The sequence below is a fragment of the Vibrio kyushuensis genome (assembly GCF_050337325.1).
In the GTDB taxonomy this organism is placed as follows: Bacteria; Pseudomonadota; Gammaproteobacteria; order Enterobacterales; family Vibrionaceae; genus Vibrio; species Vibrio kyushuensis.
In genome coordinates, this window is the sequence record NZ_JAKJSV010000002.1 from 1,046,936 (window position 1) to 1,062,627 (window position 15,692).

Here is a 15,692-nt window from a genome sequence, read left to right on the forward strand (position 1 = left end):
CAAGATCAATTCGATCTTTTCTCCTCACTTCTCACTTAGAAAAGAAACGATGAAATAAGTATGTTTTATGAAAATCACACTTGATTTTTTTATAACACTGGTAGAATAAAGGCTCTGATTGGATTCACAGTAACTATTGTATGTATCTTAACCATCTACTTCGAATATTCATCACTGCAGCGATTTTTCTATCGTTTTCTATTCAAGCTGAAAAACCATTAAAAATTGCGAGCTGGAACATTGAATGGTTAACCTCGCACCCAAGTCCTAATATTTCTTCATCATTTCGATCCTCAGATGATTACAAAAAAATTGCCCACTATTATTCAATGCTAGGCGCCGATGTTTTAGGCTTCCAAGAAGTCAATGATATTGATGTGATTAAAGGCGTCGTCGGGAGTGACTATACGATCTGGATTTCTGACCGTTCGTTGCAAGAAAACAAACAGCATCAATTTCATGACATAAACCAATACACTGGATTCGCTGTTCATAAAACATTTGCTGTTACATCAATGCCAGATATACGCTTGGAATCGACAGCCACAAGTAAACTCCGCTTCGCATCATACATAGTACTCGGGCCTAACACTGCCCAACCCATTCATATGCTATCAGTTCATTTAAAAGCGGGATGTATTGCGAAATATAGAAATAATAAGAGTTGTAGGCGGCTCAAAGCGCAGGCAAAGCGTTTGAACCTTTGGATTAGAGATCGAGAGTTGGATAATGATGCATATATAATTCTAGGTGATTTTAACCATAATCTTAGCTACCCAAGTGACTGGATGTGGGCACAATTAACCGTCGATACTCAGGCGGCACTAGCAAGTGCAGCAACCAAGGCAGATTGTAAAGTAAAGTCACGTAAACAACCCGAAGAAACCTTTCAGTATCGATCAGTCATTGATCATGTTGTAACCAGTAAAACGTTATCATTTACTGTTGCCAAACAGCAACTCTACGAAAGAGAAGACTTAATTAAATATCACCTGAGTGATCACTGCCCTGTTGTTTCCGAGATACATTATCGCAAGTAGCCAATAGTACTGTTTCTAGTCTAAGGCTATTCGTTCTGCTTGCGCGCCCCAACAAACGGTAACGGCAATCGACCACTTAAGTATTGTTTCGCCAAAGTGATGCCCACCAACATGCTCAATACAAAAACAAGAATCACATTTGAACCACCTGATATACTGCTTACTGCGGGACCAGGGCAGATTCCGGCTATTCCCCAGCCTACCCCAAATATGACTGAACCAGTAAGCAATGTGGAATCTATTTTAGGTTTTACTGGCCAATTAAATTTAGCGCCATCAATTGCTGCTGTCCGCTTTTTTATCACTAAGTGGTAAAACGGTGTGAACACCATAAGCGCACCACCCATAACAAAGATTAAACTAGGATTCCATTGACCAGTTACATCTAAAAAGGCCAAGACTACTTCAGGGTCAGCCATGCCTGATACAATCATCCCTGAGCCAAATAACGCTCCAGAAATAAGGCCCACAACGATATTTGATAGATTCATTACATCCACCCCATCATTCGTTTAAACATTACAACAGAAATCGCCGTAACCATAAATGTTACAGTAGCAACGATAGAACGCATGGAGAATCTTCCCATTCCTATAATACCGTGCCCACTTGTACATCCATTCGCTATTCGAGTCCCAAAACCAACTAAGACACCCGCTATAGCAATCGTTACTAAATTATTGCCTGATACATCTGGAAGTTGGAAATCAAACGGAGCCACTATATATGCACTGAAAATCATCCCTACGACAAAAGCTGCTCTCCAGCTTGAATCATGCTTTTTTAATGACAACAGTCCACCAACTATGCCGCTAATGCCTGCAACTTTCCCGCTAAACAACATCAATATCGATGCTGATAGGCCTAACAACATACCACCAAATAGTGCTTCCAAAGGAATGGAAAAAACCATACATCACCTCTAACTGTAATAACTTTCTTATTTAAGCACCCTAGCACTAGCTAAGGTTCAACTTATTAATTCGGTATTTTTGAAGTATATATGGAAACGCAATATTAGCAATGGCTAATTAAGCGTATTGACATATAACACTACAGACATTAGCATGTCCTAAAGTAAGATATTTCTCGTTGGGCTTAATCAGTAAACAAACCGTACCCTGTTATAGTGAATGGTCGGTAATAGATTGTTAATGTGTTTGCGATTCATCATCAAGACATAAAAAATCAAACGTAATTCGGAGAAAGTAATGACTAAGATCTTAATTGTTGGCGGTGTAGCTGGCGGTGCTTCCGCAGCTGCTCGTGCTCGTCGTTTGAGTGAAAACGCTGAGATTGTGATGTTTGAACGAGGACCATTTGTATCGTTCGCAAACTGTGGGCTTCCGTACCACATAGGTGGCGATATCAAAGAGCGTAGTAAGTTACTATTACAGACACCTGATAGCTTCCTTGCTCGTTTTAACGTTGACGTTCGTGTAATGAACGAAGTCACTAGTGTCGACCGTTCAAACAAGACAATAACAGTTAAAAACCTATTGGATAATAGTGAATACAAAGAATCTTACGACTTCCTTCTGCTTAGTCCAGGAGCAGGTCCGATTGTTCCTCCTATCCCTGGAATTGATAACCCGCTTACTCACTCACTGAGAAACATTCCAGACATGGATAAAATTCTCACCACCCTAGATTGTAATAAACCACAACATGCTACGGTTGTTGGTGGTGGATTTATTGGCTTAGAAATGATGGAAGCCTTTCATCAACAAGGTATCAGAACAACACTTGTTGAAATGGCTGATCAAGTCATGACGCCTGTTGATCGGGAAATGGCAGGCTTTGCTCATAATGAAATAAAAGAAAAAGGTATCGACTTAAAACTTGGCGTTGCCCTTGAGTCTGTCGAATATAAAGATAACTCTCAAAGCCTTCTACTTACCTTAAATAATGGTGAGCAAATAGAAACTGGCATTCTAATCATGGCGATCGGTGTGCGCCCTGAAACAACACTAGCATCGGAAGCTGGTCTTAAAATTGGTGAGCTTGGCGGAATTTGGACCACTCCAACTCTGCAAACTAGTGATCCTTCTATCTATGCAGTCGGTGATGCGATTGAAGAAAAAGACTTCGTGACTGGCTCACAAACCATGGTTCCATTGGCTGGCCCTGCAAACCGTCAAGGTCGCATGGCTGCAGACAATATGCTTGGTGGTCAAGAAACCTATCAAGGTACGCAAGGTACAGCGATTTGTAAGATCTTTGATCTTGCAATTGCATCAACAGGGAAAAATGAAAAGCAACTTAAACTCGAAGGTACCGACTACGAAAAGGTATTCGTTCATACTGCAAGCCATGCCAGCTACTACCCTGGTGCAGAAATTATTTCTTTTAAAATGCTTTACTGCCCTGACACGAAAAAAATCCTTGGCGCACAGGCCGCAGGTAAAGATGGTGTAGACAAACGTATTGATATTATGGCTGTGGCTCAACGAGCAGGCATGACTATCGACCAACTACAACACCTTGAACTTACGTATGCACCACCATTTGGTAGTGCAAAAGATGTCATTAATCAGGCCGCATTTGTTGCCAACAATATTGAAAATGGTGATGCAAAAGCGATTCACTTTGATGAACTTGATAGCCTAACGGATGAACAAATCATCTTGGATGTTCGTACACCAATGGAAATTCAAAACTTCGGTACGCTAGAAGGTGCAATCAATATCCCTGTAGATGAACTCCGCCCTCGCATGAACGAGCTACCAAAAGATAAAGAAATCATAATCCTTTGCGCAGTAGGGTTACGTGGTAACGTTGCTTATAGACAGTTGGTCAACAAGGGATTTAAAGCTAAGAACTTAATTGGTGGGTATAGGACGATCATTTATTCAAAAGCATAGTAATACTATTAGAGGGGAGAATGAGAACTTCTGCTTTAAATTCAGGAGCATGCTTAATCCGTATTTTTTAAGTTGTCATTGCTCATCTCTCTAGTAAGAGTGCTCACTTAATTCCGTTTTCAAAACTTCTGGTACGGGTTATTTGAAAATTGTGTAGTTAAACTATACTTTTTCAAAAGCCTAAAAAAGAGGGACTGAAATGACTAATCATAGCAATATAACGTCTTTTCTAGAGTACTTGGGTGAAGCAACAATTCTAGTGAATAAAGAGTGTATTATCTCATTTGCTAACACTGCTTGCCTAAATCTATTTGCTTATAGTGAAAATGAATTAATAGGTAAATCAATTAATATTGTGGTGGAGCCTAAATTTAATGAGCACCATTCAAAACTAGTTGAGAGTTACATTGCATCTGAATCTATGCCAAAAAGAATGATGTCTCGCACAACGATTAACTGCATAGCGAAGAGTGGCGAAATACTTCAGGTAAAAATATCACTAACGACATTAGAAATTGACGGTGACAAGTTTGGCCTCGCTATTATTCAAGATTACACAGAGCACCATCAGTTTATTGAAAACTTAAAAGAAGAAGTTAACACTGACCCACTTACTATGTTGCACAATAGGCGTTACCTAGATGCCATTATTCTAAGTGACAGTCGTTGGTATAAATCGGTTCATTCAGTTGCTGTCTTATACTTAGACTTAAATAACTTTAAGCCTATCAATGATGATTATGGTCACGACTATGGTGATCACATTTTAAAAACGGTAGCGTTACGAATGAAAGAAACCCTTCGCTATAACGATCTTATTTTTAGGGTCGGTGGCGATGAGTTTGTGATTATGCTTAACTTAGAAGAATCCAAACAACCTTTGCAAGATGTCAGATCTGTTTCGGAAAAATTACATCATAAAATATCATGCCCTATCACTGTCCAAGGTACAGTGTTCACCGTGGGTGCCAGCATTGGTATCGGACTATTTCCGCAGGATTTTGAAGATATAGAAATTGTACTGAAGTTGGCAGACAAAGCCATGTATCACGGAAAGAGAAATATGCAGGCCATTAGTTATGTCGCTGATTTGCCGACTATTAGTAAAGGTGAGTGATCGGAGTAATGTATGACCCAAAGCTTACCGATTGTTAGTTTTAGATAAGCACGTTTAACGATGCTAGGTCGTTTTGATCGTTCGAGCTGGTTTTAAGGGTATTCCTTCCTATAAGTAAAAGAAAGGCAGTGGCTTTGAAACGAACCAGCGCCCCTTTATGTATTACCTTTCTCTTTATGTATTACCTTTCTCTCCACGCATATTCCTACACACTTTCATTAAACAATTTATTTGCATATATATTTGGGTTTCCCTCAATTATTGACCATACTTTTCAATTCATTGCGATAGATATGAGTATGGGATAGCACATAAATGATCAAACTGTTCAAACAACCTCTTATCCATTTTTTATTTGCAGGTGTTCTGTTATTTGTGGTTTTCGGTCAATGGGGAAGCGAAGGTTTTGATGAAAATAGCGGAAAAATAATAGTAGACAAAAATTCTCTGCTCACCTTTATGCAATACAGAGCCAAAGCATTTGATAAGCAACGTTTCGAGCAACAACTTAGTAATATGAACGCGGAGAATAAACAGCGTTTAATCGGGGCTATGATCCGAGAAGAAGCACTTTATCGAGAAGCGAAACGGTTAGGGCTTGAGCAAAATGATTACATTATTAAGCAAAGGCTTCTACAGAAATTAGAATTTATAAATCAAGGCTTTAACAATGCCATGATTGATATACAACCACAGCAAGTTGACGACTTTTATAACCAATACAAAGATATTTATACTGTACCTTCAAATGTGACCTTTACCCATGTGTATTTTGATAAAGATAAGCTTGGCGGTCATCCAGCTAGGGAAATCGCAGAGAAAACAAGATTAAATTTGAACCTTAATAAAGTCCATTTTACTGATGGTTTTACTCATGGAGATCGTTTTCCATATCACGTTAATTATATTGAAAAAGACCAAGATTTTATTCAATCACATTTCGGCGGCGAATTCGCACAAAAGTTATTTACATTAGCAGCTAATGAAGAACTTTGGTTCGGGCCAATCGCTTCTAACCATGGCCAGCACTTGGTTATGATTAGCAATATCACCCAAGAGAGAGTGCCCCCTTTAACTGAAATTCAAAGAGTAGTGCACGATGATCTACACAGGCAGTTGCTCCAGAAGGCAACTGACAGTGCCAATCAAAATATTATAGATAGCTATGAGGTTAAAATATCAGACGAACTACTAACGCCTGATCAGTCCATGAACATTGCTAATCAAGAAATGGGAATGGGTGGTATGAATAAATGAATTCGACCCTATCCATAGCTATAGCCCTATTCGTTTTATTTGGCTCTGTTGGTACTGTCAATGCACATGAATCTCGCCCTATTTTAATAGAAATAACAGAACTTGCTGAAAAACATGGCGCCGGTAAAAATAGCTCGTCACATTTTGCTTATCAACTCTATTGGAAAATCCCTCCCACGGTACCAAGAAATAGCTTGCCAATAGTTACCCTTCCTATAGGTTGCTCTGCACTTGAAAATAGAGGTGTTAGCCAACAAGGTTCGCAGTATTTAGGCAAGAAAATATACTTATGTAAAAAGACCTTATCAGAGCAATCTATTGGATTGAAATATCCTACTGTTAACCCTTCGGTCACTTCTTTATTTCGACTTCACTTTCTTAACGGCGAACAACATAGCCGCCTATTAAAACCTGGTGAGACTAAATGGCAAGTGCCTAAAGCTGAGGACTTTTTCAGTGTGGCTAAAGGTTACACTGTGCTTGGAATACAGCATATATGGGAAGGGATAGACCACTTATTATTTGTCGCTTGTCTAATTTTCATCGCTGGTAAATTCAAGCGCATTTTAATAACGATTACTGGCTTTACAATCTCTCATTCGGTGACTCTTATTTTGGCTACGCTTGGCTGGGTAAGACTCCCTATTCCCCCTGTTGAGGCGGTGATCGCATTAAGTATTGTTTTCTTGGCGCATGAGATCGCGATCAACGACAGGCAATCATGGACATTTAAGTATCCCGTTATTGTCTCTTCATCTTTTGGCTTATTGCATGGTTTCGGCTTTGCTGCCGTGCTTGGCGATCTCGGACTACCGCAGACAGAGCTAGGATCTGCTCTACTATTCTTTAACCTTGGCGTAGAAATTGGGCAGCTGTTGTTTATCTGTGTTCTGGTGCTAATTTTTACAACCTTCACGAAGTTGTATTTGAAACTTTTAAATAGGCGCGTTCTAACTCAGAACGCAATCAACAACCTACAACTCCCAGCAAGCTACGTTATCGGCATTGTTGCCAGCTATTGGATGACAGAGCGTGTTCTTGGGTTTTGGAGCTAACTATGAAACTTAGAAAATCACTACTTCTTATGCTACCCATTTTATCTATACCTACTTTTGCACAAGAAACGACTCTTCTTTGGGGAGATACACACTTACACACAGCCCTATCTCCAGACGCATACGTTCAAAGAAACACAACCGCCATGCCTGATGATGCATATAGATTTGCCAAAGGCGCTCCGGTTATTGATGCCAACACGCGAGCAAAACTACAAATTGAGACACCACTAGACTTTTTAATCGTTGCCGACCATGCAGAATATCTCGGCGTCACCAAAATGATATTTGAGGGCGATGATAGACTCGATTCATCAGAAATTGGACAACGTTTTAAAAAAATGATCGAAGAAGGCAAAGGGCGAGAAGTCTTCTTTGAACTTGTTCAATCAGTTAACAATAATACCCCAATAGAAGAACTTGTAACGCTAGATCTCCGTAACTCGGTATGGCACGAAATAGTTGATGCGGCTGAAAGACATAATGACCCCGGTAATTTCACAGCGATAATCGGTTGGGAATGGTCTTCCTTGCCTAATGGCCAAAATCTACACCGGATTATTTTCATGCCAGAAGGTGGTGACATTGCAAAGCAATTCACACCAATTACGTCATTTGATACTGACATTGAAACAGAGTTTTGGGATTGGCTCGAAAAAACATCTAAGGAAACAGGGGCTAGCTTTGTTGCCATACCGCACAACGGTAACATTTCCGGTGGTCTCATGTATCCATTGAACGACCGGTATGGAAACCCTATAGATAAAACATACGCCAATAAACGTATGCGTTGGGAACCTGTGATGGAAACGACCCAAATCAAGGGTGACTCAGAAACTCACCCTGCTTTGTCTCCTGATGATGAATTTGCTGATTTTGAAACCTATGAAAATCTGATTAGAACCAACGACGGTGAAGAGATCGATATTGATTCCCTGCGAGCAGGTAGCTATACACGTGAAGGGCTTAAAAGAGGATTGGAATTTAAAGAAAGCATAGGTGCCAACCCATTTAAATATGGCCTTATCGGAGCTACCGATAGTCATACCGGTTATGCAACTGTCGAAGAGAATAATTACTGGGGTAAATTCTCTATAGATTCTAACCCTGACAACAAAAACTTTGAGGTCGCTCCAGGAGGTACTGGATGGGACATGTCAGCGTCAGGCTTGTCTGGGGTATGGGCAACAGAGAATACCCGTCAATCGATAACTGATGCATTTATACGTAAAGAGGTTTACGGTACTTCTGGCCCTCGAATCCAACTGCGATTCTTTGGCGGCTGGGACTTTAAGTCAAACGATGCAAATGAGACTGAGCTAGCAAAAGTGGGTTATAAAAAAGGGGTGCCAATGGGAGGTGACCTTGTTAACGCACCTAAAAATAGAGCACCATCGTTCCTAATTCAAGCAGTAAAAGACCCTAAAAGTGCCAATCTTGATCGTGTTCAAGTCATCAAAGCTTGGGTTGACTCAAGTGGTCAGTCACATGAAAAAGTCTTTGATGTCGCTTGGTCCGACGATAGAAAACCAAATGGAAAAGGGAAATTACCTGCAGTAGGAAATACCGTAGATCTGTCTACTGGCCTTTATACTGACGACATTGGTGATGTCGAACTTACAACCGTTTGGTCAGACCCTAATTTTGATGCAGGGCAAAATGCGTTCTATTACGCTCGTGTTCTTGAGGTTCCAACACCTAGAAACTCAACACTTGACGCAATTGCGTTAGACATAGATCCAAAAGAAACTGGACACTCAATTACGATACAAGAGCGCGCCTATTCTTCACCTATTTGGTACTCACCTAAATAATACATAGCGATAAGAAACTGTTTAGAATTGTTCCATCTAAACAGTTTCTTTACTTACGTCTTGTTATTCACTCGTTAATGCTAAGTCTCTACAAGGACTCTTATGGACAATCGATCATCTGTATTAAAGCTTATCGAACAAACGGAGCAGTCTATCATTGGTCAATCCGATGTCGTCAGAGCATTAGTCATCGCTCTACTAACGAATGGAAATTTACTACTTGAAGGGCTACCCGGTACGGCTAAAACTCGATCGATTAAAATGATAGCTAATGTTTTAAACGCCCAACTTGGTCGCGTTCAATTTACCCCTGATCTACTCCCTTCGGATTTGACAGGAACAGAGGTTTACCAAGAAATTAACGGCCACCAAAAACTACACTTCCAAAAAGGACCACTATTCAATAATCTGGTCTTGGCAGACGAAGTAAATCGTTCGCCTGCAAAAGTGCAAGCAGCACTTCTTGAGGCAATGGAAGAAAGGCAAGTGACCATTGCGGGTAAAACCTACCCTTTACCTAAGCTATTTTTAGTCATGGCAACCCAAAACCCTATAGAACAAGAAGGTACATACCCCTTACCTGAAGCCCAACTTGACCGATTCGTTATGAAGGTTTCGGTTCATTATCCAGACGATGATGCAGAAGAAAAAATCGTTGAAATGGTTCGTCGAGAAGAACGAACTAACGATGGTGATGATGAACTTTGTCATATTGAACAACGTGTCATTTTTAGTGCTAGAGACGAAATTAATGCTATCACCGTTGCTAAACCATTACTAAAATATATCGTCGCTCTCGTTATGGCAACTCGACACCCCGATCGTTACCCTTCGACTGACTTGGCAACATGGATCAGCTATGGCGCAAGCTCTAGAGCGACGATTGCATTGGATAAATGTGCGAGAGCCAACGCATGGTTAGATGGTAAATCATTTGCCGATCCTGACGATGTCCGAAACGTTATTCATTGTGTACTGCGCCATCGAATCGTACTTTCATATGATGCCATTGCTGATGGAGTCACGACTGATGACGTCATTAATGAAATGATTAAAGTCGTGACTGTCGTGTAAGGTGAACGCTATGTATCCACTGTTTAGGAAAGTATCTGCTTCGCTAACTGTACAAGATGAACGTGTTTACACAAACCTCAATACATTGATTAAACTACAATTTAGAGCTAAGGCGTTTTCATTAATGCCCAATCAACCTATCAATAGTACTTTGAACGGAAGGCATGGCTCTAAAATTAGAGGGCGTGGATTAAACTTTGAAGAGCTTCGTCATTACCACCCTGGAGATGACATTAGAACCTTAGATTGGAAAGTAACTAATCGTACTAAAAAGCCTCATGTACGGCTCTTTACTGAAGAGCGACAACGTAACGTTATTTTACTCATCGATCAGCGTATATCTATGTTCTTTGCCAGTCAGAATAAAATGAAATCTGTTGTGGCTTCCGAAATTGCGGCGCTCTTGGCATGGAATGTCATCGCGGCAGGGGATCAAGTCGGGGCTGTTATCTTTAATGATAAAAAAATCATCACCCTCCCCCCTAAACAAAATCGAGCTAGCCTTATCCGGTTATTGAGCCAAATAGTAAACATCAATAATGCATTACAGGTGGGACAAGTTCCTAAAGCAACGCAACTCAATACTGCTTTAAAAGTCGCTCATCGTTGCGCTCGTAGCGATACATTAATCATTTGTATAAGTGATGGATTTGGCTGGACAGATGAATCATCAAACTGGGTTCATCTATTGAGTAAGCATAACGAGACTATTGGGGTCACCATTTTTGATGAGTGTGAGCTGTATCTTCCTCAATTGAAAAACATGGTCATTACCGATGGTTCTCAGCAAATTAGTATTTCTACATTTGATAAAAAACTACGCCATCGCTTTACACAAAGCTATATCCATCAAAGTGAGGTGATGCAACGTGCATTCAAAAAGGTTGGAGCACCACTAATTTCTATCAGCACAGATAAAGACACCTCTTGGCAACTGACTAAAGCGTTAGGAGGAATACATGCCTGAACACGTAGCGATTTCACCTATTTCGTTAAGTTGGTCTCATCACTCGTTTCCTGATTTTGTTGAAATCACAACACCAGAACAAATCAGCTTGATGCCACAAACCGTTGGATGGCAAATTTTATTTAGTATCATCATATTGTGGTTAGCTATTGGCATTGTTCGTCTATTTTTACGTTATTGGAATAATAGCTATCGACGCCGCGCGTTAAGGGAGGTTGATGATATTGAGCAACGAATACTCACCGGTGATTGGCTGGCAATACGACGGCTCCCAGAGCTACTTAAATACACAGCCCTGAATGCATATCAAAGAAAGTCGATAGCTCATCTTTATGGTACACAGTGGGAGCTTTTTCTTGATAAAAGCCTCGCTAAACAATCTTTTCACCTACAATGCACGGGGCTGTTGCATTCCTTGACTTATAATCCCTCATACTTCTTGTCACCTGAAGAATGCACTAAGCTCATTACGTTATCTCGATCGTGGATAATGCGACACCCGGGTGAACTATGATCGAATTCGACAACTCTTGGGCATTTCTTTTATTGTTTCTACCACTGCTTGCTCGCTGGATCGCGCCTGCACACAAACGAAGTACTGACGCATTGCAAGTTCCCTATTTTAATAAAATGGTGGAACTTACCGGTACTAAGCCATCCTTAAAAGCCTCTATTGTGACTAGGACTAAGCTACAAGCAGTCGTATTATGTCTTGGTTGGTTGTTTTTAGTTATTGCTGCCATGAAACCAATCCGAGTTGGCGAACCAATAGTAATCCCCAAGTCTGCTAGAGATTTAATGGTTATTGTCGATTTATCAAGCTCAATGCAAGCCCGAGATTTTACCAACTTATCAGGCGTATTACTCGACCGATTAGAGGCTGTAAAACTAGTTCTTAACGAATTTTCTCGCAACCGACAGGGTGACCGATTAGGTCTTATCGTATTTGGCGATGCACCTTATCTTCAAACCCCATTTACTTCTGACATTGAAGTTTGGCAAGCATTACTCGACGAGACTGAGGTCAGCATGGCAGGAGGGAGTACGGTAATTGGTGATGCTGTCGGTCTATCCATTGATGTATTCCAACAATCAGACACCCAAAATAAAGTCATCATACTACTTACTGATGGGAACGATACTGGCTCGAAAGTCCCTCCTCTAGAGGCTGCTTTGATAGCTAAGGCACGAAATATCAAGTTATATACCATTGCTATGGGTAACCCAAAAACAGTAGGCATTGAAGCGTTAGACTTAGACACCCTGAAAAAAATGGCGGCGATCACGGGAGGTAAATCTTATTTGGCAGAAAGTAGCCAAGAACTATCAAATGCGTATGCACAAATTGATTCCTATGAACCAGAGCTGTTTCAATCAGTCTCTTATCGACCACGCCAATCTGTCTATTATTACCCCCTTGGGTTATGGGCGATTATCTGTTTAATTGCGTTGTTGTGGTGTGCTATCCCAACCCTAGTGCATGGGGCTGAGAATGAACATCTTTGATAATATCGCTGCTTTTCACTTTCTACGCCCATTATGGCTAATCGGGGTTGGGGTAATAATATTACTGTATTGGACACAACTGAAAACTCACCGGCGCCTCGTGCAATGGGAAAAAATCATTGAAGTGCATTTACTTGAACATCTTGTCATAAATGCACATAGGCCCTCTTTTTACGGTCCCGTACAATTACTCCTAGTGACTGGCTTAATCCTATTTGTTGCATTAGCAGGCCCAACGTGGGCTCGGACAAACACTCCATTATCACAAGACAAGGCCGCGATGGTTATTGTCTTAGATGTCAGCCTAACCATGCAACAAACCGATGTCGAGCCAACTCGGTTAGACAGGGTTAAACAAAAGGTCGCAGAGCTATTAGAAGCGCGGGGTAACGCTTCTGTCTCATTAATCGCTTATGCTGGATCAGCCCATACAGTATTACCTTTGACAAATGATACCGAATTGGCTCTTTATTACCTTGATGCGATAAGTGCCGACATTATGCCGAGCTACGGAAAAAGAGAGCACCTTATCCCTCCGGTTCTCACTCAACTTCTAACCACTAAGCAGACACCTGCCACTATTGTGTTATTTACTGATGGCGTATCACAAACAAGTACCGGGGTATTTCAACAATATCTAGAGCACTCTTCCCATCAATTACTAGTCATAGGTATTGGTAAGACGAACGCGACTTCAGATTCGTCTATCATTCCATTGATTGTCGATGAATTAGAGCAATTTGCCGTTCAATCAGGGGGACGTTATTTTACCAGCACCATAGACAAAACTGATGTTAATTGGATACTTCGTCGTGCACATAGTCACTACCTCTTGAGCGGTGATCATAATTCAAGACCTTGGAAGGATTCAGGATACTATCTTGTATTCCTACTCATGTTATTAACCCTTAATTGGTTTAGAAAAGGCTGGAGCTTAACATGGTAAGCTGGGTTACTCTTTTTAACCGAGGTTTAAGTTGGGTGTTTCATCACCCACTGACTGGCGCTTCCATCGTCGGTTTTGTTCTTCTTATCGGGGCATGGTCAACGTCTGATAAATTTATAGATTTATGGCTAACGCCCGATCAACAAGGTTACTTCCATTTTAGGCAAAGCGATTACGCTAATGCTTCTCTTCATTTTGAAAACTCTTCATGGAGAGCGACAAGTCATTACATTCATGGAGAGTTTGACAAGGCGGCGACTCTGTTTGCATTAGTCCCAAATGACTCTGCTCAATTTAACTACGCCAATGCACTAGCACACAATGGTCAATACTCTGAAGCCTCGATGATATACCAACTGTTGCGCAGCAGTATATCGCATGGTGCAGGAGCAAATATAAACCTTGCTATTATCAAACCTCTTGCTGAAGAAAGTATCAGCCAGTCTTACAGTCTAAGGGGTGAGATCTATCAGGACGATAACATTCACCCATCACAAAAAAATCGAACTGAAAAACGTGCTCGCAACTCTTCACCAGAGCAGCAATATAGCGCTTATGCTATTTTACGAGATCCCGCTCTTAACGAATTATGGATGCAACAGATAAGAAAAGATCCTGCACAATTTCTTAAAGTTAAGTTTCAATTGCAAAATCGCGATCCGAGTCGCTTTGCCCCGACAACTAATGAGGTAAGTGATGAACAATAAATACTCAGCCTCTATATCCCCTATACTGACGAGAATTTGTCGAGTAGGTTTTATGTTAGTGATACTCACTTTTCCTAATATAGTCAAAGCGTTAACCATTGCTGAGCTACAAAATAAAAACCAGCTTAATGTGATCAGCTACATCAACGTTCAAGAGCCTGTATTAGCGTCTGAAACCATTGAGTTAATTGTCGAGGTCAGTTCATCTCAACGCTTTTTTGGTAAAAGCGAGTTAGTAGATTTTTATTTACCAGAAGCAAGCGTATTTCGACATAATGGACTATTTTCTGTACGAGCTGAAGGTAGCGGCGAAGGTTATAGAATAATTCAGCAGATTCGTGTTCTGATTACTCCGCAATCAATCGGTATTATTGAAATTCCTATCATCGAGCTGAAAGTAGCTGTTATGACCGAGGAGCGACAACGAATTGAAGGCTCTTTGTATACTTCTCCTGTGTCGTTTAATGTTATATCTCCCTCAACCTTGATCAGCAGCACAAGCTGGATAGCGGCTAACGAGCTCAAAATCACTCGTCAAATCGACGGGAAAAAAGAACATTACCAATTAGGCGATGCAATCACTGAAAAGCTTGTGATTCAAAGCGTAGGTATTCCGTCGATGGTGCTTCCATCGTTCACACCGCAAGAATATCCAGGGCTCGCTGTGTATGTGCGTTCGCCATCAGTTATTGAGCATGTAGTAAATAACCGCTTTATTGCGACCAAAGAGCAAGAATTTATTTATACCATTGAGAAAAGTGGGCATTACTCAATCCCTAAACGCCAGTGGACTCACTTTGATACTCTTCAACGCGAAGAGCACATCATTACACTCGAGTCGGTTACTATTAATACTAAGCTCTCATTACCTCAGCATATTGCCATCGCCATAGATACCATTCGACATCACTTGTTCTCATACTCTTCTTTTTACACGGTACTCGCCATTTTTTTTATATTCTTATTAATCAAATTTTCTGACCTAAAGCATTTGTACATTAACCTTAAGCAAGTGAGAGCACACCGGAAGAAATATATTCGAGCGATTTCTCGTCATGATCACATGACTATTCTTCTTCATTTGTATCAAAGACTTGATACCTTAAGAGAAGCTCATATATCCTTAGATAAAGAATTTGCAACTCAGCCTCCCTTTTCACACCAACTACAATCTTTACAAAAAGTGGTCTTTGGCCATGAACTAAATCCTACGCATATTCAACGTAACGTCCTGATACAAATGTATAATTATTTATCGCCCCCTAATTATTGGCAACGGTTAAAAACGAGAGTTCAAAACCTCTATAGACCACTCATCAATTATCCATAACAAATGGATACATCA

Annotated in this window: 15 protein-coding genes; 13 read left to right on the forward strand and 2 right to left on the reverse strand. The window is 40.6% G+C overall.

Translation table 11 applies throughout. From position 1 onward, the window contains the following. The first annotated feature begins 140 nt into the window (after window positions 1–140). A complete protein-coding gene (locus tag L4D20_RS04600; RefSeq protein WP_428800369.1) occupies window positions 141–1,040 on the forward strand; it encodes an endonuclease/exonuclease/phosphatase family protein in 900 nt (299 codons plus the stop codon). Between the two features lie 26 nt (window positions 1,041–1,066). Here L4D20_RS04600 and L4D20_RS04605 read toward each other — a convergent pair whose 3' ends face one another. Together L4D20_RS04605 and L4D20_RS04610 are read right to left on the reverse strand one after the other, a co-directional pair. Beyond that, window positions 1,067–1,531 carry a DUF6691 family protein gene (locus L4D20_RS04605; RefSeq protein WP_428800370.1) on the reverse strand — a complete coding sequence of 155 codons (465 nt, stop codon included), beginning with the start codon at window positions 1,529–1,531 and terminating at the stop codon, window positions 1,067–1,069. Further along, window positions 1,531–1,953: a YeeE/YedE family protein gene (locus L4D20_RS04610; protein ID WP_428800371.1), complete on the reverse strand. Its 423-nt coding sequence runs from the start codon at window positions 1,951–1,953 to the stop codon at window positions 1,531–1,533. The genes L4D20_RS04605 and L4D20_RS04610 overlap by 1 nt, the downstream gene beginning before the upstream one ends. Window positions 1,954–2,251: 298 nt before the next feature. On the opposite strand from L4D20_RS04610, the gene L4D20_RS04615 reads away from it, so the two are divergent. From L4D20_RS04615 to L4D20_RS04670, 12 genes are all read left to right on the forward strand, one after another. Next, window positions 2,252–3,904 carry an FAD-dependent oxidoreductase gene (locus tag L4D20_RS04615; protein WP_428800372.1) on the forward strand — a complete coding sequence of 551 codons (1,653 nt, stop codon included), beginning with the start codon at window positions 2,252–2,254 and terminating at the stop codon, window positions 3,902–3,904. A gap of 199 nt (window positions 3,905–4,103) precedes the next feature. Then, complete coding sequence (locus L4D20_RS04620; protein WP_428800373.1) at window positions 4,104–5,021, forward strand: sensor domain-containing diguanylate cyclase; 918 nt, start codon at window positions 4,104–4,106, stop codon at window positions 5,019–5,021. 315 nt (window positions 5,022–5,336) lie between these two features. Continuing rightward, entirely contained in the window at window positions 5,337–6,278 is a 942-nt protein-coding gene (locus L4D20_RS04625; protein WP_428800374.1) for a peptidylprolyl isomerase, read from the forward strand. After that, complete coding sequence (locus L4D20_RS04630; RefSeq protein WP_428800375.1) at window positions 6,275–7,333, forward strand: HupE/UreJ family protein; 1,059 nt, start codon at window positions 6,275–6,277, stop codon at window positions 7,331–7,333. The genes L4D20_RS04625 and L4D20_RS04630 overlap by 4 nt, the downstream gene beginning before the upstream one ends. A gap of 2 nt (window positions 7,334–7,335) precedes the next feature. Further along, window positions 7,336–9,147 (forward strand): DUF3604 domain-containing protein, encoded by a 1,812-nt coding sequence (locus L4D20_RS04635; RefSeq protein ID WP_428800376.1) that lies wholly within the window; start codon window positions 7,336–7,338, stop codon window positions 9,145–9,147. A gap of 102 nt (window positions 9,148–9,249) precedes the next feature. Then, window positions 9,250–10,221, forward strand: coding sequence for an AAA family ATPase (locus L4D20_RS04640; RefSeq protein WP_428800377.1), 972 nt, complete (start codon window positions 9,250–9,252; stop codon window positions 10,219–10,221). 10 nt (window positions 10,222–10,231) lie between these two features. Further along, on the forward strand, window positions 10,232–11,188 hold the full coding sequence (locus L4D20_RS04645; protein ID WP_428800378.1) for a DUF58 domain-containing protein: 957 nt from the start codon (window positions 10,232–10,234) through the stop codon (window positions 11,186–11,188). Next, window positions 11,181–11,702, forward strand: coding sequence for a DUF4381 domain-containing protein (locus tag L4D20_RS04650; protein WP_428800379.1), 522 nt, complete (start codon window positions 11,181–11,183; stop codon window positions 11,700–11,702). Before L4D20_RS04645 ends, L4D20_RS04650 begins: the two co-directional genes overlap by 8 nt. Next, entirely contained in the window at window positions 11,699–12,694 is a 996-nt protein-coding gene (locus L4D20_RS04655; protein WP_428800380.1) for a VWA domain-containing protein, read from the forward strand. Before L4D20_RS04650 ends, L4D20_RS04655 begins: the two co-directional genes overlap by 4 nt. Continuing rightward, window positions 12,681–13,640 carry a vWA domain-containing protein gene (locus L4D20_RS04660; protein ID WP_428800381.1) on the forward strand — a complete coding sequence of 320 codons (960 nt, stop codon included), beginning with the start codon at window positions 12,681–12,683 and terminating at the stop codon, window positions 13,638–13,640. The genes L4D20_RS04655 and L4D20_RS04660 overlap by 14 nt, the downstream gene beginning before the upstream one ends. Continuing rightward, on the forward strand, window positions 13,634–14,347 hold the full coding sequence (locus L4D20_RS04665; protein WP_428800382.1) for a tetratricopeptide repeat protein: 714 nt from the start codon (window positions 13,634–13,636) through the stop codon (window positions 14,345–14,347). The genes L4D20_RS04660 and L4D20_RS04665 overlap by 7 nt, the downstream gene beginning before the upstream one ends. After that, a complete protein-coding gene (locus L4D20_RS04670) occupies window positions 14,337–15,677 on the forward strand; it encodes a hypothetical protein (protein WP_428800383.1) in 1,341 nt (446 codons plus the stop codon). The genes L4D20_RS04665 and L4D20_RS04670 overlap by 11 nt, the downstream gene beginning before the upstream one ends. Window positions 15,678–15,692: the final 15 nt, after the last annotated feature.